Annotated in this window: 21 protein-coding genes; 14 read left to right on the top strand and 7 right to left on the bottom strand. The window is 55.3% G+C overall.

Annotated features, from left to right (window positions below; translation table 11 throughout):
* Positions 1-3 precede the first annotated feature (3 nt).
* The 4 genes from pqqC to pqqF are packed head-to-tail and all read left to right on the top strand — an operon-like array spanning position 4 to position 4,543.
* Positions 4-759 carry a pyrroloquinoline-quinone synthase PqqC gene (gene pqqC, locus JK223_RS03305; protein WP_212712788.1) on the top strand — a complete coding sequence of 252 codons (756 nt, stop codon included), beginning with the start codon at positions 4-6 and terminating at the stop codon, positions 757-759.
* Between the two features lie 2 nt (positions 760-761).
* Positions 762-1,043 (top strand): pyrroloquinoline quinone biosynthesis peptide chaperone PqqD, encoded by a 282-nt coding sequence (gene pqqD, locus JK223_RS03310; RefSeq protein WP_212712789.1) that lies wholly within the window; start codon positions 762-764, stop codon positions 1,041-1,043.
* Positions 1,030-2,169 carry a pyrroloquinoline quinone biosynthesis protein PqqE gene (gene pqqE, locus JK223_RS03315; protein WP_212712790.1) on the top strand — a complete coding sequence of 380 codons (1,140 nt, stop codon included), beginning with the start codon at positions 1,030-1,032 and terminating at the stop codon, positions 2,167-2,169. Before pqqD ends, pqqE begins: the two co-directional genes overlap by 14 nt.
* A gap of 4 nt (positions 2,170-2,173) precedes the next feature.
* Entirely contained in the window at positions 2,174-4,543 is a 2,370-nt protein-coding gene (pqqF, locus tag JK223_RS03320; protein ID WP_212712791.1) for a pyrroloquinoline quinone biosynthesis protein PqqF, read from the top strand.
* A gap of 28 nt (positions 4,544-4,571) precedes the next feature.
* On the opposite strand, the gene dld is transcribed toward pqqF, so the two are convergent.
* Positions 4,572-6,269, bottom strand: a complete 1,698-nt coding sequence (gene dld / locus JK223_RS03325; protein WP_212712792.1) for a D-lactate dehydrogenase — start codon at positions 6,267-6,269, stop codon at positions 4,572-4,574.
* Positions 6,270-6,888: 619 nt separating this feature from the next.
* Between dld and JK223_RS03330 the strand changes: the two genes are divergently transcribed.
* Entirely contained in the window at positions 6,889-7,086 is a 198-nt protein-coding gene (locus JK223_RS03330) for a hypothetical protein (RefSeq protein WP_212712793.1), read from the top strand.
* Positions 7,087-7,215: 129 nt separating this feature from the next.
* Here the strand turns inward: JK223_RS03330 and nfsB are convergent, their stop codons facing one another.
* Together nfsB and JK223_RS03340 are read right to left on the bottom strand one after the other, a co-directional pair.
* Entirely contained in the window at positions 7,216-7,860 is a 645-nt protein-coding gene (gene nfsB / locus JK223_RS03335; RefSeq protein WP_212712794.1) for an oxygen-insensitive NAD(P)H nitroreductase, read from the bottom strand.
* 136 nt (positions 7,861-7,996) lie between these two features.
* Positions 7,997-8,614, bottom strand: a complete 618-nt coding sequence (locus JK223_RS03340) for a trimeric intracellular cation channel family protein (RefSeq protein WP_212712795.1) — start codon at positions 8,612-8,614, stop codon at positions 7,997-7,999.
* A 428-nt stretch (positions 8,615-9,042) separates the two neighbouring features.
* Here JK223_RS03340 and JK223_RS03345 point away from each other — a divergent pair, with 428 nt between their 5' ends.
* A complete protein-coding gene (locus JK223_RS03345) occupies positions 9,043-9,942 on the top strand; it encodes a Kdo hydroxylase family protein (protein ID WP_212712796.1) in 900 nt (299 codons plus the stop codon).
* A gap of 122 nt (positions 9,943-10,064) precedes the next feature.
* A complete protein-coding gene (phoC, locus tag JK223_RS03350; protein ID WP_212712797.1) occupies positions 10,065-10,814 on the top strand; it encodes an acid phosphatase PhoC in 750 nt (249 codons plus the stop codon).
* A gap of 221 nt (positions 10,815-11,035) precedes the next feature.
* On the opposite strand, the gene pmrB is transcribed toward phoC, so the two are convergent.
* Both pmrB and pmrA read right to left on the bottom strand, forming a co-directional pair.
* The gene (gene pmrB / locus JK223_RS03355; protein WP_212712964.1) at positions 11,036-12,139 is read right to left on the bottom strand and encodes a two-component system sensor histidine kinase PmrB; all 1,104 of its coding nucleotides are present in this window, start codon (positions 12,137-12,139) and stop codon (positions 11,036-11,038) included.
* Positions 12,123-12,821 (bottom strand): two-component system response regulator PmrA, encoded by a 699-nt coding sequence (gene pmrA / locus JK223_RS03360; RefSeq protein WP_212712798.1) that lies wholly within the window; start codon positions 12,819-12,821, stop codon positions 12,123-12,125. The genes pmrB and pmrA overlap by 17 nt, the downstream gene beginning before the upstream one ends.
* Before the next feature lie 637 nt (positions 12,822-13,458).
* Between pmrA and JK223_RS03365 the strand changes: the two genes are divergently transcribed.
* Positions 13,459-13,950: a very short patch repair endonuclease gene (locus JK223_RS03365; protein ID WP_212712799.1), complete on the top strand. Its 492-nt coding sequence runs from the start codon at positions 13,459-13,461 to the stop codon at positions 13,948-13,950.
* 19 nt (positions 13,951-13,969) lie between these two features.
* Here JK223_RS03365 and JK223_RS03370 read toward each other — a convergent pair whose 3' ends face one another.
* Entirely contained in the window at positions 13,970-15,439 is a 1,470-nt protein-coding gene (locus JK223_RS03370) for a catalase (protein ID WP_212712800.1), read from the bottom strand.
* A gap of 228 nt (positions 15,440-15,667) precedes the next feature.
* Here JK223_RS03370 and JK223_RS03375 point away from each other — a divergent pair, with 228 nt between their 5' ends.
* From JK223_RS03375 to JK223_RS03395, 5 genes are all read left to right on the top strand, one after another.
* Complete coding sequence (locus JK223_RS03375) at positions 15,668-16,915, top strand: MFS transporter (RefSeq protein ID WP_212712801.1); 1,248 nt, start codon at positions 15,668-15,670, stop codon at positions 16,913-16,915.
* A 58-nt stretch (positions 16,916-16,973) separates the two neighbouring features.
* The gene (locus JK223_RS03380) at positions 16,974-17,600 is read left to right on the top strand and encodes a flavin reductase family protein (protein ID WP_212712802.1); all 627 of its coding nucleotides are present in this window, start codon (positions 16,974-16,976) and stop codon (positions 17,598-17,600) included.
* A 153-nt stretch (positions 17,601-17,753) separates the two neighbouring features.
* The gene (locus tag JK223_RS03385) at positions 17,754-19,118 is read left to right on the top strand and encodes an NTP/NDP exchange transporter (RefSeq protein ID WP_249213451.1); all 1,365 of its coding nucleotides are present in this window, start codon (positions 17,754-17,756) and stop codon (positions 19,116-19,118) included.
* 341 nt (positions 19,119-19,459) lie between these two features.
* On the top strand, positions 19,460-20,359 hold the full coding sequence (locus JK223_RS03390; RefSeq protein WP_212712803.1) for a GNAT family N-acetyltransferase: 900 nt from the start codon (positions 19,460-19,462) through the stop codon (positions 20,357-20,359).
* A 320-nt stretch (positions 20,360-20,679) separates the two neighbouring features.
* Positions 20,680-21,516 (top strand): aldo/keto reductase, encoded by an 837-nt coding sequence (locus JK223_RS03395; protein ID WP_212712804.1) that lies wholly within the window; start codon positions 20,680-20,682, stop codon positions 21,514-21,516.
* Between the two features lie 37 nt (positions 21,517-21,553).
* Here JK223_RS03395 and mqo read toward each other — a convergent pair whose 3' ends face one another.
* Positions 21,554-23,197, bottom strand: a complete 1,644-nt coding sequence (mqo, locus tag JK223_RS03400) for a malate dehydrogenase (quinone) (RefSeq protein ID WP_212712805.1) — start codon at positions 23,195-23,197, stop codon at positions 21,554-21,556.
* 334 nt (positions 23,198-23,531) lie between these two features.
* Here mqo and JK223_RS03405 point away from each other — a divergent pair, with 334 nt between their 5' ends.
* Positions 23,532-24,449 (top strand): bestrophin family protein, encoded by a 918-nt coding sequence (locus JK223_RS03405; protein ID WP_212712966.1) that lies wholly within the window; start codon positions 23,532-23,534, stop codon positions 24,447-24,449.
* The last annotated feature ends 142 nt before the right edge of the window (positions 24,450-24,591 follow it).

Consider the following 24,591-nt stretch of genomic DNA (forward strand, 5'->3'; position numbering starts at 1 on the left):
AACATGACGATAACCACCCCCCTGAGCAGGCAGGCTTTTGAACAGGCATTGCGGGACAAAGGTGCCTGTTACCATATTTATCACCCTTACCATATTGCCATGCACAACGGTCAGGCGACCCGTGAACAGATCCAGGGCTGGGTTGCGAACCGCTTCTATTATCAGACCAACATTCCGCTGAAAGATGCGGCAATTATGGCGAACTGTCCGGACCCGGCGACCCGGCGCAAGTGGGTGCAGCGTATTCTTGATCATGACGGTGCAGACGGCAGTGAAGGCGGAATCGAAGCCTGGTTACAGCTTGGCGAGGCGGTGGGGTTATCGCGTGAAGAATTACTGTCTGAAAAACATGTCTTACCCGGCGTTCGTTTCGCGGTGGATGCGTATGTGAATTTTGCCCGGCGCGCCAGCTGGGAAGAGGCTGCCTGCAGCTCTCTGACGGAACTGTTTGCTCCGCAAATTCACCAGTCCCGTCTGGACAGCTGGCCTCAGCACTATCCGTGGATCAAAGAGGAAGGTTACTTCTATTTCCGCAGCCGTCTGAGCCAGGCCCGCCGCGATGTTGAACACGGTCTGGCATTGGCGCTTGACCACTTTGACACCGCAGAAAAACAGAACCGGATGCTGGAAATTCTGCAGTTCAAGCTGGATATTCTCTGGACGATGCTGGATGCCATGACCATGGCCTACAGCCTGCAACGCCCTCCTTATCATACCGTGACAGATCAGCCGGTCTGGCACACAACCCGACTGGTATAACCATGAGTTTTGAACAATCGGTGGTCATTTTCCGCCGCGGATATCGCATGCAATGGGAAGCCGCCCAGGATTGTCATGTCATTCTTTACCCGGAAGGTATGGCGAAACTGAATGAAACGGCAGCGATCATCCTGGAACAGGTGGACGGAAAGCGGACAGTGGCGCAAATCATCGACCTGCTGAACCAGCGTTTTCCGGAGGCCGGCGGCGTGGATGACGATGTGACCGATTTCCTGCAGGCGGCCGGTAAGCAGAAATGGATTATGTTCCATGACGCAAATTAATCCTGAGATTAAAGCCCCGCTCTGGCTACTGGCAGAGCTGACCTATCGCTGTCCGCTGCAGTGCCCGTACTGCTCGAACCCGCTCGACTTTGCCAGAGAGCAGTCTGAGCTGACCACGGAGCAGTGGCTGACCGTTTTTCGTCAGGCACGCGAGATGGGCAGTGTACAACTCGGTTTTTCCGGCGGAGAGCCTTTAGTCCGTAAAGACCTGCCGGAACTGATTGCCGGGGCGCGTGAGCTCGGGTTTTACACCAATCTGATCACGTCCGGGATCGGGCTGACCCGCAAAAAACTGGATACTTTTGCCGAAGCGGGGCTGGACCACATCCAGATCAGCTTCCAGGCCAGTGATGAAACGCTGAATGCCGCCCTGGCGGGCTCGGAAAAAGCCTTCCATCAGAAACTGGAAATGGCGAAAGCGATCAAAGCCCATGGCTATCCGATGGTGCTTAACTTTGTTCTGCACCGGCATAATATTGATCAGATCGACCGCATCATTGAGTTATGCATTCAGCTGGAAGCGGATGATGTTGAACTGGCCACCTGCCAGTTTTATGGCTGGGCCCAACTGAACCGCGAAGGGCTATTACCGACCCGGGATCAGATTGCGCGGGCGGAAGCGGTGGTAAAACGTTATCGCGGGAAGATGCAGGCCGACGGCAATCTGACCAATCTGTTATTTGTGACGCCGGACTACTATGAAGAACGCCCGAAAGGGTGCATGGGGGGCTGGGGCGCAATTTTTATGAACGTGACACCGGACGGTACTGCGTTACCCTGTCACAGCGCCCGTCAGTTACCGATAGAGTTTCCGTCGGTGCTGGATAACAGCTTGCAGCACATCTGGTATCAGTCCTTTGGCTTTAATCGCTACCGTGGCTATGACTGGATGCCGGAACCCTGCCGCTCCTGCGATGAAAAAGAGAAAGATTTCGGGGGCTGTCGCTGTCAGGCCTTTATGCTGACCGGTAACGCAGACAATGCGGACCCGGTGTGCAGTAAATCGCCTCACCACGATAAAATCCTGCAGGCGCGGCGTGAAGCCGATTGCAGTGATATTCGTGTCGCCCAACTGCAGTTCCGTAATCAGAAAAACTCGAAGGTGATCTTCACCTCCCGCGGGTAACCGGATGAGTGAGTCCACGTCGCTGCATTATCTCAGCAATGGTATGGCGGTTCAGCTGCAGCCGGTGGCTGACCTGTCGGCCGCGGCGGTCTGCCTGCGGGTGGACGCCGGCAGTCACCATGAACCTGACCGGTGGCCGGGTCTGGCGCATCTGCTGGAGCATTTACTGTTCCAGGGAGGGCAGCGTTTTCCCGGTCCGCAGCGGTTAATGCCCTGGGTGGCAGCCCGCCAGGGACGGGTCAATGCCACCACGGAAGCCTGCAGGACGCTCTATTATTTTGATGTCCGATCCGAAGAACTGAGTGAAGGTATCGCCCGGTTACTGGATATGGCATTACTGCCGGAATTCTCTGCTGACGCGATCCGCCGCGAAATTCCGGTTATCGATGCGGAATATGGCATGCTGAGTCGCCATACACCGACCCTGATCACTGCCTTACTGGCGACCGGTATCCATCAGCCGCCGGCGTTCCGTCGTTTTGTGGCCGGTAACCGGCAGAGCCTGGACGGTGATCTTCCCGCCCTGCGCGAGGCGTTACTGGCTTTCCATCGGCAATATTACTCTCCCGGTCGTCTCTGCCTGATCATCCGTGCACCGCTGTCGCTGGCTGACCTGTCCGCAGCCCTGAGTCAGGCTCTCTCACAGACCGGGTCCCACCAGCTGATGCCGCTGACGGCCCACCGCTCGCTACCGTTACCCGACAGGGCCCCGGTGCCGGTGAACGAACGGCAGACTTCAGGGGTGTTACATATGGACGGAGAAGGTCAGCACTGTCTGAGCTATCTGCTGGCCGACCCGGACAGCCGGCTGCGTGCCGCGGTCCCTTTATTACAGGTGTTGCTGAGTGATGCGGCGCCAGGGTCCTTTATCGATGCCGGGCGCAGACAGGGGCTATGTCATCATGCCTCTGCGGAGGTGGTGAGCGCAGCCCCGGGCTATCTGTGGCTATTGATCCGGCTGACGCGACCCGCGGGGCCGGCACACCCGGCCGGCCGATTCAGTCGTCTGTTCCGTCACTGGCTGACGCAAATTCGTCATCTCAGTGCGGATCGGCAGGCTCATTACCTCCGGCTGGCCCGGCAGGATTTTCTGCGTCTTAGCCCGATGGAACAGGTGAGAAAGGTTGCCAGCGGGGAGGTTGTTGCCGGGGAACCCGACAGCGCGGCACTGGCAGAGGCCATGCTTAGTGCGTCCCCCTGTGAATTACAGACTGAACCGTCTGATGGCGGGCAGACCCTGGCAGCCCGGGGCTTCCTGTGCCGGTGGTCGCCGGCCCCGGAGAGCGAAGACGGTTCCCCTGAGTCTGTACCGGCTTTTGTTTTCTATCCGCAAACCGCAAGTCCGGCCGGGGCCCGTTGGCTGCCGGAAGCGACTCCGCTTCCCCCGGCCACCGTTCCGCGCTGCTTTCGTTCAGAAACGGCTGGCCCGGAGGCGGGGATCATCCTCCGGCCTCTGCGCGGCAGCACTCTGACCGGGGGGCAATTATCACAGCTCAGATACAGTCTGCATCCCTGGATAAGCCGCGTCAGGCATGCCGGAGGCGAGGCCAGTGTGGCACTGCACCAGGGCGTCCCGCAGATCAGGATGATGCTACCGGTTGCCGGGGAGGCTCTGGAACTTATCCGGCTGTTGTGCTCGCTCTGGCCGGATCTTTCTGCGGCAGGAATCGCTGAAGACTCGACACAGGAGATCCTGATCCGTCGTTTACTGGCAGAGTTTCCGCAGCGACTGGCCGTCACACAGCAAACCCCCGTCTGGTCCTGTATTATCCGTTGTCAGGAGGACGCCCTTTTTTCGCGGATCAGCCACTCGCTGCAACAGACATTGCTGCTGCAACGGCAGCAGCCTGCTCTGTCCCCCCTGGCGGGGGAAGCACGCCATCTGCCGGTATCGGACGGGGATAATGCGGTGCTTTACTTCCTGCCTCTGGGTAGCGATGATCCTCAGGCGCTGGTGGCCGCCCAACGGCTGGGAGCCATTTATCAGCCTGCGTTTTATCACTGGTTACGGGAAGAGCTCTCGGCAGGGTATGTGGTTTCCTGCCGTTTTGAACAGTTTGCGGATCGTCAGGGGATCCTTTGTGCATTGCAATCGCCACGCTATGATTGCGCGCAACTGATCGCATGGTGCCGTCAGTTTTTTGGCCGTGTCCGTGAGCAAATCATGCAGATGACCGACGGTGACGGGCTGCCAGCAGAAGCGTCCGTCAGTAGCCTGCCGGCAGACGCGCTGGCCAGCGAATTGCAGAATCAGATGGCCGGGGGGCTGCGACCAGCATTAGAGGAACCCGTATCTGTGCGGCAACTGCAACAGTTACACCGGCGCTGGGAAGACGCCGTGGGTCGGGCGGTGATCCTGAGTTGCGGCCGGTAGCCCCAGCCGCAGGCAGAACCGGCAGCGGTTACTGACCCCAGAATTTTTTACGACTGGTTTTACCGATCCCCGGGTTGCAGGTATTGGTAGGATCAAGTTCACGCCAGTGTTGCTCATGTTCACAGGATGCCTGATACAGATGCCCGACATTGTGCTCGGCAGGGTATCTCGCGCCGCGCTGTTCCAGATACTCCATCACCTCCTGTTTAAATTGCTTCGCATCCACACCGGCTTTCAGAACGTAATCCTGGTGGTTCACAAAACAGAAGAAATGCCCGCAACAGGAGTCCGCCTGGACCTGTGCCGCGAGATGCGGCGGCAGGTGGATCCGCCACTGGTCATCATTACGACGCAGAGCCACATCAAAGGCAATCAATCGCTGATTGGTATCATAGCCGAGGTAGTCACAGTAAGAGATGGTACAGCCACCCACCGCAAAACGGATCAGAAAGGCGTCGGCAGCTTCCCGGTCATCGCACAGGAAATATTCCCCCGGGCGCTGGCTGAAATACTCTTCGAGTAATGCCGTCAGTTGTTCCGCCTGACGGGCTTCGATTTTAATCATCAGATGATGCACAAAGCGCCGGCGGTAATCCATGATACGTGGCGCGATAAACGAGGGGGTCACCTGGTTAAAGCCCTGAATCAGTTTATCGGTGAAATTGTGCGGCAGAAAACGGGCATGCCTGATACGCACATCCCAGCGCGCTTTATTAGCCATTAACCCGGGGATCGCCTGCGGCCCCAGTTTACGGATCGCCAGATACATGTGTTTTGCGTAACGCAGCGTCAGGTCAAACGCGCCGGCATGAATATATTCCGCCTGTAAGGGCAGTTCATCCATATTTTCCAGCAGGAAGCGGCGTAAACCGATCAGTTCGCTTTCATCATTGCTGCCGATATAAAAGGTCCGGGTGGCTTCGCTGGCGGCAAAGGTCGGTAACCGTGCGGCGAAGACGACCACTTTACCGGCGCATCCGGCACTGTCATACAGATAGCGTTTGTCGCCGTTGAATCTGGCCGGAGACGCCGCCTGTGTATCGCGCAGTTGTTCTGAATAATCATCTGCCCAGATTTTGCCTTGCCAGTCGGCAGCATCGCCGGTCGTGTACTCACGTGTTTCCAGCGCATGGATCATTTTTTCCGGGGTCTCCCCCAGTTCGATGCCCAGATGGTTGACCAGCTCAAGGCGCCCGTCATCGGTAATGCGGGCAAACAGCGATTTTTCGGTAAACGCCGGGCCACGGCGGATCAGCGAGCCGCCGGAGTTGTTACATAAACCGCCAATGACAGAAGCACCGATGCAGGAAGAACCGATCACCGAGTGGGGTTCGCGCTGTAGAGGCTTCAGGGTGTCTTCCAGCTCGGTGAGGGTCGTGCCCGGGAAGGCGATGACCTGCTGGTGATCATCAATGACCTGAACCCCGGTCAGCAGACGGGTGCTGATAATGACAATATCGCGGTCGTAATCATTGCCATCCGGCGTGGAGCCTCCGGTGACGCCGGTGTTTGAGGCCTGCATCAGAATGATCACATCTTCGGCCACACAAACTTCTAACAATTGCCAGAGCTGTAACAGCGTCTGTGGCAGTACTACGGCCAGGGCTTCACCCTGACCGACACGGAATCCTTTGGTGTAAAAGGCTTTGTCGTCTTCACTCAGTAAAACCTGTTTTTCTCCCGCGATTTCGTGCAGCTTGCGGGTCAGCTCCTGACGGTTATTCATCTATCCTTTCTGCCTTTATTTTTCATTCTGTTTCAAGCCTACAGCCGGATTGAGGTGAGACTGGCCGGTTACACCAGGTGTGATATTTTCTGCGATCTGCAGTGCGATAATTTACCGGCTTACAGGTATATAAAAGCGCGTTTTTCACTGGCTGGAAAGGGGCAAAATAAAAAAAACTTATTACGCTCAGGCGATAATCAGGCTTTACTGAGGATGACAGTATTTTATGTTGTTTATCAGTCACCATTAAACAAACCGTTAACATTTCTGAGGGCGGATCCTTTAACCCCGGCCTCCGGGAGAACCTATGACCGGGAAGCGGGGGCAGAACCTCCTGCAGAGAGTGAATGGCCGGTAACGGGAGAGCAGCGCGCCGGACGCAGGGATAAACTTAGTCGGCGGGCGGGTCATCACCGGATACCATCGACGTCAGGCCTCCGCTTACCGGGGGTGGGCCGCGGAGGCCGGTACGGGCGGCATTCCTGCCGAAGATTTGGCAGCGTGTGGACAGGTTCCGCAGCTTATAACTTCGGTCAACAGGGCAACAGGGAAATATAGCTGCATAGTGGCGACGGTATAACGGTTATCAGGGACGCCAGGGAGGAAACCGTGACAACAGATGGCCGGTATTCATTGGCGTTATATTGAGGCAGGGCAGCAAGCCACCCGGCAATCCGGGGCAGTGTACGCCAGCGGGAACAGACGGCCTTCCGGCCAGAGCTTTGGCCGCATCCGCAGAGGCTACGCAGAACAGAGCATCAGTCAACAGGTCAATATTTCGGGCGACGGTATAACGGTTATCAGGGACGACCAGTGAAGAGAAATACCGGCAACAGCTGAGCGGGAGGAACAGGCGCTAATATAAGGCAGGGCAGCCAGTCAGGGCGGTGCAGTATATAAGTCAGGTATTCAGGCCGCCCCCTGCAGGGCAGGGAGCGGCGGGCAATTACAGACGCGTGATCACCGTTTCTTCACTTAAACGTGATTTTGGCAACGACGCATTAAAGTCTTTCTCACTGTTATGGCCGATAGCGACCACGGCCAGACTGTGCAGCCCTTTTTCTTTCAGTCCCAGGCGTTCATCCAGCAGTGCAGGATCAATACCTTCGATCGGTGTGGCGTTCAGCCCCATCGCTGCGGCACCCAGCAGCAGGAACCCCATAGAGATATAGGTCTGCCGTTCCATCCAGTGACGAAGGTCGTCCTCAGACCCGCCATACGCGGCGATATAATTGCGACGTCCTTTATCGTTGGCGTTTTTGCTTTCTTCATCCTTAAAGCGCCCATCCGCAGCTTCCTGCTGCTGTACATTGCTGAATTGCGCATCATCCAGAGTGTCTTTGCTGGTGAAAACAACGACCATCGCCGAATCGCGCACTTTTGCCGCGTTAAAATCACGGATCCCCGGAAGGATTGTCTCTTTGCCTTCATCGCTGGTGATGGCAAAAAAGTGCCATGGCTGCAGGTTCAGGGATGACGGGCTGTAACGCAGGATATCCAGTAACTCCTGTTCCTGCTGTGCGGTCAGCTTGCGGGAAGCATCGTAGGCTTTGGTAGTAAAACGTTGTTTAACGACTTCAACAATAGACATAATAATCGCCTCAGAAAACAGTCAGTATTCAGTAATTATCTTAATTCGGAGGCTGTTACAGTAACATCCGGACCCGGCGACAACCAGCCCGAAACGGACCGGTCGCATTTAGGGTTAAATGTGGCATAACCGGCGGTCAGAAATACTTATTCGCGATAGTTTTCAGCGTAATATTGTATTTCAGCGAGACCATCCGGATCAGGGTGCAGACAAATATCGACAGCAAAATACTGTAGCGTTCCGGGATAATGTTGGCCGACCCCAGCAGTTCAATGGCTGCCCCAATCATTGCCGCACTGGCATAGATCTCTTTCGTGAAGATCACCGGCGTCTTACCGACCAGAACATCCCGCAGGCAACCGCCGCCCACCGCACTGACACAGCCTAACAGAATCGAAAGTTGTACGCTGTGGGTATAAAGCCAGGTCTTATTGGCCCCGAATGCCGCGAAAAACCCCAGACCAAGCGCATCGAAAAACAGTGACGGTTTCCCGAATGAGAAAACCAGTTTCTGGAAGAAGGAGAGGGAGGCGATCGCCAGAACGATGCAAAAAAAGTACTCAATATTCACAAGCCCGGGCGGGGGGGTGGCACCAAGACAAATATCCCTGATACAGCCGCCGCCAATGGCGGTGACACTCGATAGTGCAAAAACGCCGAATAAGTCGAAACGGTGTCTGACGCCGACAATGGCGCCACTCAGGGCAAAGACAAAGGTCCCGAACAGGTCGATAAAGTGTAAAAATAAGTCCATAAATTCCCGACGTTACTGCACGACAATGGTTAAAAGCACGCCTGACTGAAGCCTGATGACGTCCGCCCGGTTTGTCAGACGCAGGAACAATAAATGTTTCAGCGGCATTGCGCAAATGCTTTCCCCGGTAATCACCGGCAAAGGGCAGCACCTGTGGCCTGAGCCTTCCTGTCGGCAGAAACATTGACCGTGCGGGGGGCCGGGATATCCACGGGGCACCGCTGAAGGTCAGTGGCGACAGAACGCACAGGGCGGTTGAACCCGGTCCGGACGGAATGGGGGGCCGCCAGTACGACGCAGGACGGTGTAAGATAGCGACGGGGGCTGTCTCTTTTGTACGATAGATGCGCTTCATCACGTTCATTATTCTCATATTGAGTAAACTCAACTACGCTTCGCAATATAATGCGTCAACAAGGGAGTCAGTGATGCAGCCAGAAAGCCTGCGTTCGGAGGAGTTATTTTTTACGGTACCCCTTACCGGCTGGTCCGGGGGAGAACCGTTCAGCCAGTCTGCATTAACAGCGCTGGAACAGGGACAGATTATCAGCCTGCCGGAACTGGGGTTCCCGCTGAATGCGAAAGAGATGCGCTGCCTTAATGAAGGCACCGTGAAACAAGGGCGTAAAAATATCAGTTACCGCGCGCTCAGCGGAAAAATAACCGGCGTTGCACATCCTCAGGACGAAGATCTGATCCGCGGTTTGTTACAACGTCACCATCAGGCCTGTGAGACCCTGGTCCGAAGCCTGTTGCCGCATTACACGGGGGCACTGCACACCCCCGTCAATACCCTGAGAGTGCATCCCGTTACGGCCTGGAAAAAGGGGAGTTCCTGGCGAAAGGATGATACCCGCCTGCACGTGGATGCGTTTCCCTCCCGGCCGATGCAGGGCGAACGAATATTACGTATTTTTACTAACATTAATCCGCACGGAGAATCCAGAGTCTGGCGGGTCGGGGAACCGTTTACCGCCGTAGCAACCCGTTTTCTGCCGAAAACCGGTCACTATTCTCCGTGGCTGTGCGCTCTGCAACACAAACTAGGGATTACCAAACGGTATCGCACCCGTTATGACCACCTGATGCTGGGCTTACATGATGCCATGAAGTCGGATGCGGAATATCAGTTGTCCGGCCTGCAACTGGAGGTGCGCTTTCCGCCCGGCAGCAGCTGGATTTGTTTCTCTGATCAGACACCGCATGCCGCTATGTCGGGACAGTTTATGCTGGAACAGACTTATGCACTGCCCGCAGAGGCGATGGCGGACCCGCAAAGCTCCCCGCTGAAAATACTGGAAAAACTGACAGGGGCACGGCTGCTCTGATCGCCGCCTTCCTGCCCGTCGCTGCCGGCGGGGAAAGCCTGAACTGTGATCGGTGCAGGAGTTAATCGAAATGTGACATGGTAACGTCGTTAACTCCCACCGTTTCTTACAGGATGTTTCCTATGGGCATAAAACTTTCAGCGTTACTGGTCTCGGCATGGCTGCTGAGCGGGACTCTACAGGCCGCCATCCCGGCTGGCGATGATGCCACCACCCGGCCTGAACTCTACTACCTGACGAACAGTCAGGCGATTGACAGTCTGGCCTTACTGCCGCCGCCGCCCGCCCCCGGCAGCCTGATGTTTCTCAACGATCAGGCGATGTATGAACAGGGCCGGCTGTTACGCGAGACGCCACGGGGTAAACTGGCCGCCGAAGATGCGAACCTCAGCAGTGGCGGGGTTGCCACGGCATTCTCCGGGGCGTTTGGTCGTGAAATCAGTGCCACAGCCACCCCGCAGCTGTATAAATTACTCACCAATATGATTGAGGATGCCGGTGATCTGGCGACGCGGTCTGCAAAACAACACTATATGCGCATCCGCCCCTTTGCTTTTTATCAGGTAGCGACCTGTAATACGCGTCAGCAGGCAGAACTGGCGTCTAACGGCTCTTATCCTTCCGGACATACGGCCATCGGCTGGGCAACCGCACTGGTTCTGGCCGAAATCAACCCTGCGCGACAGAATGAGATCCTGAAACGCGGGTATGAACTCGGACAGAGTCGGGTAATTTGCGGGTATCACTGGCAGAGTGATGTGGATGCGGCAAGGCTGGTGGGGGCAGCGGTGGTGGCAACGCTGCATACGTCGCCGCAGTTTGCGGCTCAGTTACAAAAAGCGAAGGCTGAATCCGGCGGCCCTCAGGCCTGACCGGACTGCGTTCACTCTGTTTGCTGCAGGCAGGGTCATTGCCGGTGATTTTTTCACCGGCTTAATATTAATTTAATCATTGCCTGAAATACTCTGCTGACACCCCCTGACAGGAGAGTAATGATGGAGAATAAAGCGGCTTTTTCCGCAAGTGAACTCAGTGTGACCTTGCTCAGTCTGTGTACCGTGGCGCTCTTTCTGCTGGTCTGGTTTACCAGTTTCTAAGCCGTAGTGTCTCCGCTTAACGGATAAATGACCGAGGCCCGGCAGCCCTGACGATCTGTCCGGTTAGTCAGGGTAAAACGGGCATGATGCAGCTGGCAGATACGGCTGACAATACTCAGACCCAGGCCACTGCCTCCGAAGCGGCTATCCATTCGCACAAATGCCCGGCTCAGTTCACTGGCCCGGGTTTCATCAATACCTGGCCCTTCATCTTCCACCGCCAGCTCAACCCCCGGTTTTCCTTCTTCTGTGACAGCAGGCTGCAGACTGATGCTCAGAGTACTGTGTTCCGGACTGTAACGATGGGCATTTTCGGTCAGGTTGCGCACAATCAATTGCAGTAGCGTCGGGTCGCCCTGCACGCTGAAATCACGGTCCCCGTCCGGCAGGATCAGTTGCTGGTGGCGTAATTTAATCATGGTCAGCAGACTGTCCCGTAACGGAAAAATTACGGTTTTACGCAGTAACACCGGCTGGTCATGGCCTTCCGTCAGGGACTGACTGATCCGCGCCAGTTGCAATAACTGCGACACGCTACTGGTCATCTGATCCAGCCTCAGGATCAGCGAGGACATATCCAGTTTGTGCTGGCGTGCCATCAGTTCCAGATGGAGACGTAGCCCCGCTAATGGCGTGCGTAGCTCATGGGCCACGTCCGCGGTAAATAACCGTTCCCGGTTCAGGGTGTCGGTCAGACGGGCGACCATATCATTAATCGCATGGGTGACGGCGTCAATTTCGGTGATCCTGCTGTGGAATTCCAGCGGCCCGGCAGAAGACCCGGAGCGTTTCTCCAGTTGCAGACAGAGATCAGACAGGGGCTGAGTGATCCGTCGCACCGCCTGCCAGCAGAGCACCAGTGCCAGACTGATCATCACAACACTGGGGATCGCCAGGCTGGCCAGTGCTTCATGGATCTCTTTGTCCACATGCCATTGCTCATTCTGGTGGTTCAGTACACCTTTCACCAGTAAATCTATCTGCTCTTTGCTTTCATGCCATAGCCACAGCACGCTGATGGCCTGACAAAACAACAATATCGAGCCTACGGTGATCAGCAGCCGGCGACGTAACGTGGTCGTTTTAGGCGATATGTTCAGGATGCGGCTCCTCAGGACGGTTTTTATTCTTCATCAGGACATAGCCAAATCCACGCAGAGTCCGGATCGATGACCGGCCGATTTTCTTGCGCAGATTATGGATATGCACCTCCAGGGTGTTAGTGGCAGGCTCGCTGTCCCAGTTATAGATATCGTTATACAGGACTTCACGATGCACCGGCATGCCAGCCTTCATCATCAACCGGGACAGTAACGCGTACTCCTTCGGGGTCAGCTCCAGACGTTCGCCTTCACGGAACACCTGACGATAGGTGACATCCAGCACCAGATCATTCACTATCAGACGATTATCGCTCTGATTATTATGCCGGCGGATCAACGCACGGATACGTGCCGTCAGTTCCTCCAGCGCAAAAGGTTTAATCAGGTAGTCATCGGCACCGCTGTCAAGTCCGGAGATCCTGTCACTCAGCGTGTCGCGGGCAGTAAGCACCAGCACCGGTAATGCCATTTTTTCGCGTCTCAGGCGTAACAACAGTTGTAAGCCGTCTTCATCCGGTAAGCCGAGATCGAGGATCATCAGGCTGTATTGCGACGTTTTCAGGCTGTGTTCCGCACTCCGGGCGCTGCTGACACCATCACAGGTATAGCCTTCCTGTTGCATGGCCTGCATCAGTCCCTCAAGCAGCAGGGTATCGTCTTCGACAATCAGTATTTTCATCCGTGGCTCCGGCAGAAGGCCGCCCGGCACGGCCAGTGTGGAGGGGATCTCCGGCCAAACCGACCGGACAGTGTCCCTGGCGGGCGCTTCTGCATATCTGTGTTGTTAATAACCCTTTTGCTGAAGGGTTTACTGATACGCTGACCCCGTCACCGCCTGAAATTACGGTGATATCAGCAGATCAGCTTGTCATTCGGGGCGGGGGGCGCTCTGTGTCTCTGTGGCCCCGCATTCATCCTGCCATTGACGCTGACCGGTCAGCAATGCTGTTATGGATCTTTCAGTCCGGGGTTAGTCAGCCTGCGACGATGCCTGGCGGTCAGCAGAGGGCAGTGTTACCGCCGCAGGGCAGAATCCGGCCCCCGGGCCAGATATCGCAGATTAGCATCTGCATACCCGGCGTCGCAGGAGAAGGCGCGGAGAGTTCCGCCGGTATGAGGCCGGGCAGGTATCTGTCAGCATAAATAATGTCGCTGTCAGTGCCGCGCCCGCGGGCTTACCGGCCACGACCCCGAACAACGCGGCTATTGTGCGGGGGAAGTATTAAGGAAACCTTAAGCTGATGTTACTTAGTCATCAGTGATGGCCGACAGTTCACTGCCGCTAGCCGCAGTTTGCCGTCAACAGAGGAGTGAAGATGGCCGATGTCCATAACCGTGAGACCCGCAGCAAAAACATGCGGGCTATTCGACACTGTAATACCGGTATCGAACAGCGTTTACAGCAGTTACTGACGGAACTGGGGCTGGAAGCGCGGCTGCAAGCCCGGGATCTGCCAGGCCGGCCTGATTTTGTGCTGGACAGGGCGCGGAAGGTAATTTTCACCCACGGGTGTTTCTGGCATCAGCATCATTGCCACTTGTTCAAACCCCCGGCAACCCGCACGGATTTCTGGCTGGCGAAAATCGGCCGCAATCTGCAACGGGATAAAGAAAATCTGCTGGCGCTGCAGCAGCAGGGCTGGAAGGTACTGATCATCTGGGAATGTGCCCTTAAAGGCAAAACGCAATTGCCGGCGACCGCACTGGCGGAGCGACTGGAAGAGTGGATCTGTGCCGGTGAGTCTTCGGCAGAAATTGATCAGTTCGGGATCCGATGGCTGGAGATTGCGGAAAATCCGGCGACCTAGCCGCCGGACTTGTGGGAGACTACGATTTTTTCTGAGCCGCCGCCACACTGCTGGCAATACGGTCGCCGATACTCTGATCGATCTTCCGCCAGTAGTCGAACACCCGGGACAGTACCGGCTCACGGACGCCATTCAGCAGGTGACCGGTGACATTATTGACCAGACGGTCACGGGCCGCATCATCCATGACCCGGGTGACCAGCGCATTGGCTTGTCCGAAATCATCATCTTCAGCGTGTAATGAATAAGGCTGACGCACCAGTGCGCCCTGGGTTTCCCAGGAGGAGTCGGTGGGGTAACGTTCGCCGTCAGCGACAGATCCGCCTTTCGAATTCGGGGCATACACCGGGTCGCTGACCGGATTGATACGCATTGCACCATCTTTACTGTAGCTGTTCACCGGCGATTGCGGGGCATTGACCGGAATTTGCTTATAGTTAACGCCCAGGCGCGCCCGGTGGGCATCCGCGTAGGCGAACACCCGGCCCAGTAACATTTTATCCGGACTCAGACCGATACCCGGCACCAGGTTATTCGGCTCAAACGCGGCCTGTTCGATTTGCGCGTGGTTATCGGTCGGGTTCTTATTCAGGGTGAGTTTACCCACTTTAATCAGCGGGTAGTCGCTGTGTGGCCACACCTTCGTCAGGTCGAACGGGTTGAAACGGTAGTTTTCCGCATCTGCGAACGGCATTATCTGCATATACAATGTCCATTGCGGAAATTCACCGTTATCAATGGCGTTGTACAGATCCCGGACGTGGAAATCACCGTCGGCCCCGGCCTGTTTATCCGCCTCGTCCTGAGTCAGGCATTCCACGCCCTGATCGGTTTTGAAGTGATATTTTACCCAGAATTTCTCACCTTCAGCGTTGACCCACATATAGGTATGGCTGGAGTAGCCGTTCATGTGCCGCCAGCTTTTCGGGATCCCGCGGTCACCCATCAGCCAGGCGACCTGATGCGCCGATTCGGGGGACAGCGTCCAGAAATCCCACTGCATGTCATTATCGCGCAGGTTGTTGTCTGCACGGCGTTTCTGGGAGCGGATGAAATGCTGGAATTTCATCGGGTCACGGATGAAGAACACCGGCGTGTTGTTGCCCACCAGATCATAGTTTCCTTCGGTGGTATAAAACTTCATGGCAAAGCCGCGCGGGTCACGCCAGGTGTCCGGACTGCCGCGTTCGCCCGCGACGGTGGAGAAGCGCATCAGGACGTCGGTTTTTACCCCTGGCTGAAACAGGGCGGCACGGGTGTAACGGCTGACATCTTCGGTCACTTCAAAATGACCAAAGGCACCGCTCCCTTTAGCATGTGGCTGCCGTTCAGGGATACGTTCGCGGTTAAAGTTCGCCATCTGTTCGATGAGATAGTGATCATGGAGAACCAGCGGGCCATCGGGGCCGACAGACAGCGAGTGCTCGTTACTGGCTACCGGTACGCCCCCATCGGTGGTGGTTATTTTTGGTTTATTATCATTGCTCATGCCTTTCTCCTTGATAAATACAGGGTTTAATTCCGCACCCGATAAAGCATAGCTGATAATTATCATTACGCCGGGAGAATCCCTTCCTGCAGAAAAATGCCGTGCCCGCAGGGGATTCACGGGAGGGCGGAGGTCTTATGACCGCTGTTCATCACATTGGCTTGCCCGCAGGAATCAGTTATGCTGGCGGCCTAATAATAACGCTACTCATTTTTCCGGAGCACACTTATGGACTCTTCTTCCGGGGAGCCTTCATCGCGCATTTTTCATCACACGGGGTTTCGAGCCTATGTGACGGCACAGACCTGTTCCTCACTCAGTTTTCAGATAATCTCACTCGCCGTCAGCTGGCAGCTGTATTCGATGACGCACAGTGCATTTATGCTCGGCATGATAGGGCTGATGCAATTCGTCCCTTCGGTGCTGCTGGCCTTACCGGCCGGCCATCTCGCCGATCAGTACAACCGAAAGTCGCTGATCCTCGGGGGGCAAAGTGTCGAGTTCCTGGCGGCTATCGGTCTGATCCTGATGTCATTTCTGATGCCCGGCAGTGCCGTGCTGCTGCTGTCGCTGGTATTTATCTTTTCGCTGGCCCGGGCGTTTGAAGGCCCGTCGATGACCTCGCTGTTACCGGCTCTGTTACCCGCCAGTATGCTGTCAAAAGGTATGGCAACCAACCAGGTGTTTCGCGAGGCGATGGTGATTGCCGGGCCGATGGCCGGAGGGCTGTTATACGTGGTTTCCCCGGCGCTGGCCTATGGCACGGCGGCGGTCTGTTATCTGATTTCGTTACTGGTCATGATGCGGCTGAAATACCAGCATGAACCGCTCAAACCGTTACCGATGACCCTTCGTAACCTGTTCGCCGGGCTGGATTTTATCGTTAAACGTAAAGATGTTCTCGGGGTAATATCGCTGGATTTATTCGCGGTACTGCTGGGGGGAGTTACCGCATTGCTGCCGGTATTTGCCCATGACGTTCTGCACACCGGGGCCTGGGGACTGGGCGCGCTGCGTGCGGCACCCTCCGTCGGTGCGCTGGTGACCGGGATCTGGGTCAGCCGCAACAGCTTTCACCGGCATACTGGTCTGATAATGTTTGGCTGTGTCGCCGGTTTTGGGGTGGCTACCGTGGTCTTCGCGTTATCCCATAATGTGGTTCTGTCGCTGCTGGCACTGGTTGCGCTGGGCGGCTTTGATATGGTCAGCATGGTGATCCGCGGCGCAATGGTCCAGCTGGATACCCCGGACGCTATGCGCGGACGGGTGAATGCGGTGAATTCTATCTTTATTAACACGTCGAATCAGCTGGGTGAATTTGAGACCGGCGTGCTGGCCAGTGCCATCGGGGCCGTGCCGGCGTCGGTGATCGGTGGAGTGGGAACACTGGTGGTGGTTGGGCTATGGATGGTGATGTTCCCGCAGCTACGCCGTCGTCAGCAACTTTCACACAGTGAAATGACAGAGAATGTCTGAACCTATGCCGGGTGCTGTAGGCCCGGTATTCTATTGTACCGGCTAATCAGGAGGGCCTGTGACAAAAGAACATTATACATACCAGCCCCGTCAGGGGCACGGTCTGCCACATGATCCCTTAAATGCGATTATCGGCCCGCGGCCAATCGGCTGGATAAGTTCCCATGACGGGCAGGGGAATCATAACCTTGCCCCGTACAGCTTTTTTAACTGTTTCAATTATTCGCCACCGGTGATTGGCTTTGCCAGCAGCGGCTGGAAAGACAGTGTGGCCAATATCACCCGTACCGGAGAATTTGTCTGGAACCTGGTGACACGGCCGTTGGCGGAAGCGATGAATGCCAGTTCGGCCGCACTGGCGCCGGAGGGTGATGAATTTACCTATGCCGGACTAAAAACGCTGCCTTCTGTCGAGGTTGCGGCCTGCCGTGTCGCGGAGAGCCCGGTCCATTTCGAATGCCGTCTCACGCAATGTCTGCGGCTGCAGGATGCGGACGGTCGTGAACTGGACAGCTGGCTGGTGCTCGGTGAAGTGGTGCGTATTCATATCGCTCCCCGTTTACTGACCGATGGTGTCTATCAGACCAGTCAGGCACAGCCGGTGTTGCGTGCCGGCGGACCTTCAGCCTATTACGGGATCAGCGACGAACAGCGGTTTGATCTGTTCCGGCCACAAGTCCCGTGAGCCGCGTGACCATCCCCTGAGCGCTAAGTCACCGGCGGTGAATTGGAATTTCCGCCGGTTTGACGCTATACCTGTAGACTCAGGCGCGCATTGAGTCGTGGAGAATGCTTTCTGCATGGCTGAGTGCATCATTCACTGGAGTCAGGAGAATGCATGCAACATCAACCGCAAGGGGCGACAGGTGCCCTCCATCCGTTAATTCGAAAACTCATGCATACCGCAGGTGTTCGCAGAGAAGAAGTCTCGCTGCTGCTCTGGAGTATGCTGTATATTTTCTGTGTATTATCGGCGTACTATGTGATCCGTCCGATACGCGATACGCTGGGTATTGACGGGGGAGTGAATAATCTGCAATGGTTGTTCGCCGCCACCCTGGTTGTCATGATCCTGCTGACCCTGCCATTCTCGGCGTTATCTTCCAGGCTTCCCCGACGGCGCTTTATTCCCTGGGTCTACCGGTTTTTTATCATCCACCTGCTTATTTTTGCCGCGCTGATGATTTATCTGCCCCGCGGCGATCATCGCTGGCTGGGACGGGTATTTTTTGTCTGGGTCTCTGTCTTTAATCTCTATGTGGTGTCGGTCTTCTGGTCGCTGGTGGCCGATATCTTTACCCGTGAACGTGCCAGCCGGTTATTTTCGCTGATGGCTGCGGGGGCCACCCTGGGGGCGGTGATAGGTTCGTTGCTGACCACCACGCTGGTCCGCTGGCTGAATATGAGCGGACTTTTTCTGCTCTCAGCCGTGTTGCTTGAAGTCGCGGTCTTCTGTGTCCGTCAGTTGAATACGCAGGTGCGGAAAAATCCCCTGTCTGACACCGAAGATCCCGACAGGGCAGCGGCTCAGGCGGATGACGGCCCGGTGAAGGGCGGTATTTTCGACGGCATATCGGCCATTGCCCGCTCCGGATATCTGCTGAACATCTGTCTGTATATGTTGCTTTTTTCTATCACCTCCACCTTTGTCTATTTCCGTCAGGCGGATCTGGTGCATCAGATCTTCAAAAGTGATGAGAGCCGCACCACCTTTTTTGCCGCCAGTGATCTGTCGGTCAATATTCTGACACTGGTCAGCCAGTTACTGATCACTGGCCGCCTGCTCAGTCGCTACGGGACCCGGCGGGTCCTGGCGATCCTGCCGCTGGTCACGCTGGCCGGATTCCTGATGCTGAGTGTCTGGCCGACGCTGGCGGGCCTGTTTATTTTCGCTGTCCTGCGTCGGGCAGGGAACTTTGCCTTTGCACGCCCGGCCCGGGAAGTCCTGTTTACCGTGCTTTCGCGGGAACAAAAGTATAAGGCGAAAAATGTCACTGACACCGTCGTCTACCGCGCCGGCGATCAGGCCGGCGCCTGGAGCTGGACGGCAATGAATGCGGTAGGTCTGAGCGGCAGCCTGATCGCCTGGCTGGCGATCCCGCTTTCTTTATTGTGGCTTATCAACAGCCTGTGGCTGGGGAAAAAACAGAAACTACTGGAAAATAATCAACAACCGGGACGACCCCCGGTATCAGGAGGGTAATCATGCATACAGTGGCGCTGAATGGTCAGCAGCTTCCTGCCGTCGGCATGGGATAACCTTTTGTCAAGGGTCATCCTGAGCCGTCGCCTCCATACAACAGGAGAATGCAACAAGCGTAGCCAGTTTCTTTTTTTCGGGTAAGCGCTGTTGTTTTGGCCGTTGAGGCACAACGTGGCAGGGCTGCAATTCGGGTATCCGAAACTGGCGTCATTGCTGGTAATGTCACGCCCGGGTTACGTATTGTCGTTTCTCTGCACGCCCCGGAGCTGACAGAAAAGACGTTATCAACCCCATTCTTTCTATAAAACAGGCATCCCCGTGGAAATAAAAGGAATAAGTTAATGCTTGATTATATGGTTGAGCAGTTCAGCTGGCTGCCTGTTGACTCCGGGTTACTCAGGAACGGCATGAAAGACTATATTGATGAACAGCTTCTCTGGTGCGAGGACAGCAATTTTTCATCAAACTTCCCTTTCCGGGAGACCGGGCTGCCTCAGGATTTTTTTCTCCAGAAAATCGTTTCCTGCGACGGTAATGACTACCTCACCGGACCACGATACAGAGGCGGCGATTTGAATAAGCCGTTCATTGATCTGGTCGCCAGCTCTGCTCCTCTGACCCGGCGTGCTATGGCCTCAATATTGGATGTATGGCATCCCATGGGCGCACATTCAGTCCGCGTTCTCCGGCCCGTGTCTGAGGATACGCGTGGCTGTGCCGATCAGTTTTTCTATGTCGGCAAAAGCATGCATGAAAAAAATGAAGCGGCTATCAGCGTCCAGACTGTCCGCATTGAGCGGGCCTGCCTGCAGTCAGTTGAATGGTGCCTTCAGGCTCTGGAACTGGCTTATGCCGGGACGTATTCCCGCTATCCTTTTCTGAAGGATAAGGTGTTTCCTGCAGATGAAGAAGACATTCGCGATGCCATTCAGGATGGAGGCCTGTTCATCATAGTTTATGAGGGGGCGCGTGCCGGTTTTATCATCTGTGAGAACGGACGGCGGGCTTTTGTATCCGGACTGTGGATCACCGAAGAGATTGTTATTCCGCGCTTTCGCGGAAAGCACGTTGCGGGTGCCGCACAACAGGCCTTACTTTCTTTTCTCAGCATACACCGCGCACCGGCATTGCTATGGGGAACCATTGAAAGTAGTAACTATCCTTCAATACGTGCCGCTGAGCGTGCCGGGAGAAAGCGGGTGATGGAGTATGCTTTTCTGGGGGGGAATGTGCATGATTAAGAGCTTCCGGCATCTTACACTATGTTTTTTCAGATTGTTGGCTACACGCGATTTTTGCCTTTATCTGGTTTTTTTCCTTTTATCTGCTGATACCGTCCTGCTTTTTCTTTTGCTTGCCTTTAATGTTGAAAAAATACAGGTCGCTGCGATAAGGAGAAGTTCACTGCGCGAGTTGATTAGGGATGGGAAGGCCCTGCACCGGAATTAACGGGCCTTTACTCTGTGCAGAGCCCCGTCAACGGGCTGTGGCTGGGGAAAAAACAAAAATTACTGGAAAATAATCAACAACCGGGACGACCCCCGGTATCAGGAGGGTAATCATGCATACAGTGGCGCTGAATGGTCAGCAGCTTCCTGCCGTCGGCATGGGAAGCTGGCGTCTGGGGCAGGGACGCCATGCCCGTCAGCAGGAAGCCGACGCATTACGTTTCGGGTTATCTCAGGGGATTAGGGTGATCGATACCGCCGAAATGTACGGAGACGGCCAGTCTGAAACCCTGATCGGCGAAGCACTGAAGGGGATCCGTGAGCAGGCATGGCTGGTATCCAAGGTTTATCCGTGGAATGCCTCACGCGGTACAATGCAGAAAGCCTGCGAGGATTCACTGCGCCGGCTGCAGACAGATTATCTTGATCTTTACCTGCTGCACTGGTCATCGGAACATCCGCTGGAAGAAATTATCGAAGGGTTCGAACGGCTGAAAGCGCAGGGTAAAATCGGGGCCTGGGGGGTATCCAACTTCGATACCCGCGCCATGCAGCAGCTCTGGCAGACGCCGGGAGGGGATCAGTGTGCGGTGAATCAGATTTTCTATAACCCGGCCGCCCGTGGGGTGGAATATTCATTGCTCCCCTGGTGCGCCGGACACGGGGTCACCGTGATGGGCTACTCGCCGCTCGGCGGGCATGGCAGTGAATTACTGCACGACCCGGTCGTGCAGGCATTGGCGGAGAAGTATCAGACAGGAAGTGCGGATATTTTGCTGCGCTGGGCTATCCGGCAGGGGAATATGCTGGTGATCCCTGAGTCCGGCAGTACTGAACATACCGCCATCAATGCTGCTGCCTTAACAGGCGAGCTGATGGACACGGACCTGCAATTACTGGAGAGACGCTTCCCTGCGCCACAGCGGGAAACCCCGCTGGAAATCCGTTAATCAACGCTCTGCATCGCGGTTTAGCGGTGCAGGGCCCCTATAGAGCCATATCCTGTTGCGGACTGGCCGTGTGTTCTGCTGACGGGGTTGATGTCTGCGCGGCGGCCGGGGCGGCGATCACCGGCGGTTTGGTCAGTTGTAACGTCTGAGCCGTTTCATCCCACACCTGCTGAGTCAGCGCCACATCACCGTTCAGCTTACGGCCATAGCTCGGTACAATGGCACGGATTTTCTGCTGCCATTCCGGCGTCTTCACTTTATCGCTGAACAGCTTTTCGATCACATTTAAGGTGATCGGTGCGGCTGTTGACGCCCCCGGAGAAGCCCCGAGCAGCGCGGCCAGCGTATTCTGCTGATCGGTGACGATCTCGGTGCCCAGTTTCAGCACGCCGCCTTTACTGGCATCTTTCTTCACGATCTGCACCCGCTGACCGGCCTGCCACAGACGCCAGTCTGACGGTTTCGCGTCAGGGTAGTACTCTTTCAGCGCGGCAAAACGGTCTTCATCAGACAGCATGACCTGGCCTATCAGATATTTCACCAGATCGAAGTTATCAATCCCCACATGCGCCATTGGCATGAAATTGTGAACAGTGGTCGCATTCAGCAGATCAAACAGCGAACCGTTCTTCAGATATTTGGTCGAGAAGGTCGCGAAGGGCCCGAACAGGACCACTTTTTTACCGTCCAGATTGCGGGCATCCAGATGCGGTACGGACATCGGTGGCGCACCGACCGAGGCCTGGCCATACACTTTCACCGGATGATGTTCGGTAATGGCCGGGTTTTCTGTCACCAGGAAAGAGCCGCCGACCGGGAAACCGCCATAGTTTTCTGCTTCCGGAATTTTCGTCTGCTGCAATAACTTCAGTGAGGCCCCGCCCGCACCGATAAAGACATAGCGGGCATCAATTTCATGGGTCGTATTGGTTTTACGATCATTGACGGTCACATGCCAGGAATTATCGGCATTACGTGAGAATCCGGTCACTTCAGTAGAGAGTTCCAGACTGAAATTAGGCTGTTTTTTCAGGCTACTAACCAGCTGACGGGTAATCTCTCCGTAGTTGACATCGGTCCCCAGCGGTGTCCAGGTGGCGGCCACTTTTTGCGCAGGGTCACGGCCTTCGATGATTAACGGCGCCCACTGACGGATCTGATTCTGGTCGGTAGAAAATTTCATTCCCTGGAACAGGGTACTGGTCTGCAGGGCCTCATAGCGTTTATGCAGATAATCCACATTGGTGTCGCCCCAGACAAAGCTCATATGCGGCGTGGAGTTTATAAAGGAGTGCGGGTTATTCAGTACCCCTTGTCTGACCAGGGAAGACCAGTATTGTCTTGAAATCATGAAGGATTCATTGATTTCCAGTGCCTTACTGATATCGATGCTACCGTCAGCACGTTGCGGCGTATAGTTCAGCTCCATATTCGCAGAATGGCCGGTACCGGCATTGTTCCAGCCATTCGACGACTCTTCGGCCACACCGTCCAGTCGTTCCACCATGATCTGCTGCCAGTCCGGTTGCAGTTCATGCAACCAGGTCCCCAGCGAAGCACTCATGATGCCGCCACCTATCAGCAGGACATCGGTTTTTTCGGTGGCTGCGGCCACACTTTGGCTGAAGGTGGCCGCGGATAACAGGGTAAGACTGAAAGCAATTTTCTTTGAATACATCATAATACGCCTGGTCATTGGTAAAAACTGGCCGAAGTGTAACGCCTAATGTGACCAAATGTGAATGGTTTTGTGTAATAATATTGAATTAAATCTGTTATTTAATTGTGGGGTAACTGGCAACTTGTTGATTGTATTATTAAATATACCAGACATTAAAATGGAAAGGCAGGTAAATATTTAACATGTGTAATGCCGGGCGACCTGAATGTAACAGTAAGTGATTAAATACTACACCGCAGCGGGGGGGCGTGCGGGGAGAGGGATGGCAATTTCTGAGGTCAGACTTGAGAATTATTGTATAATCGTCAGACCGCTAACCACCGCCGACATCCGCATGATTATCCGAAAACCTCAGCACTGGTTTATCCGCTTATTTGACTGGCATGGTTCAGTCCTTTCAAAGATCTCGTTCCGTCTGAGCCTGAATGTACTGATGTCCCTGCTGGCCTTACTGAGCCTGCCCTGGTATGAGAGTTTGAACGTGCGACTGACTACGGCACCGTTCAGCCTGCTGGGCATAGCCATCGCGATATTCCTGGGCTTTCGCAACAATGCGAGTTATGCCCGCTTTCTGGAAGCTCGTTTACTCTGGGGGACACTGCTGATTAACAGCCGTATTATGTTACGTCAGCTTCATTCCCTGTTACCGGCCAATGCCCCGGAATTAATCAGCTTTTCTCAATTATTATCGGCCTATGCGTATGCGCTGAAGCATCAGCTCAGGGGCAACGACCCGGGACCGGATTTACAACGTCTGCTGCCGGAAGCAGTGTATCAGCAGGTGATCCGTAGTCCTTTTCCCGCCAACCGGGTGTTGCTGTGTCTGGGGGAGTCACTCGGAAAAATGCGTCGTGAAGGGAAACTGTCAGATATTCTGTTCGCTGAACTGGACAAGCCGTTGCGTAAACTCGAGAGCATACTTGGGGGATGTGAACGGCTGGATAACACCCCGATCCCTTTTGCCTATACGCTGATCCTGCACCGCACCGTCTATCTTTTCTGTACCCTGTTACCGTTCTCGCTGGTGACAGAATTGCATTATATGACCATTCTGGTGTCGGCATTTATTTCCTATACTTTTCTTTCACTGGAGTCGCTGGCCGAAGAACTGGAACGGCCGTTCGGCACAGCCTCTAATCAGTTACCGCTGGATGCGATCTGTCTGACCATTGAACGCCATATGCTGGAAATGAACGACCTGTCGCCTTTGCCCCCGGCGTTACAGCCGGACCGGCATTTTAAACTGACCTGATCGGTACGTGCAGAAGCTGACGGCTGATCGATACTCTGTACCGGCTCAGCAGGCCAGTTAATATGCCGTGCTGAGTGGTGACCTGAGTTGATAGCGGGGTGCATCTCCGTCCGGGGAACCTGCGGCCTGGCGGGGATGCTAT

Source organism: Tatumella sp. JGM118 (assembly GCF_018257515.1).
Taxonomy (GTDB): domain Bacteria; phylum Pseudomonadota; class Gammaproteobacteria; order Enterobacterales; family Enterobacteriaceae; genus Tatumella; species Tatumella terrea.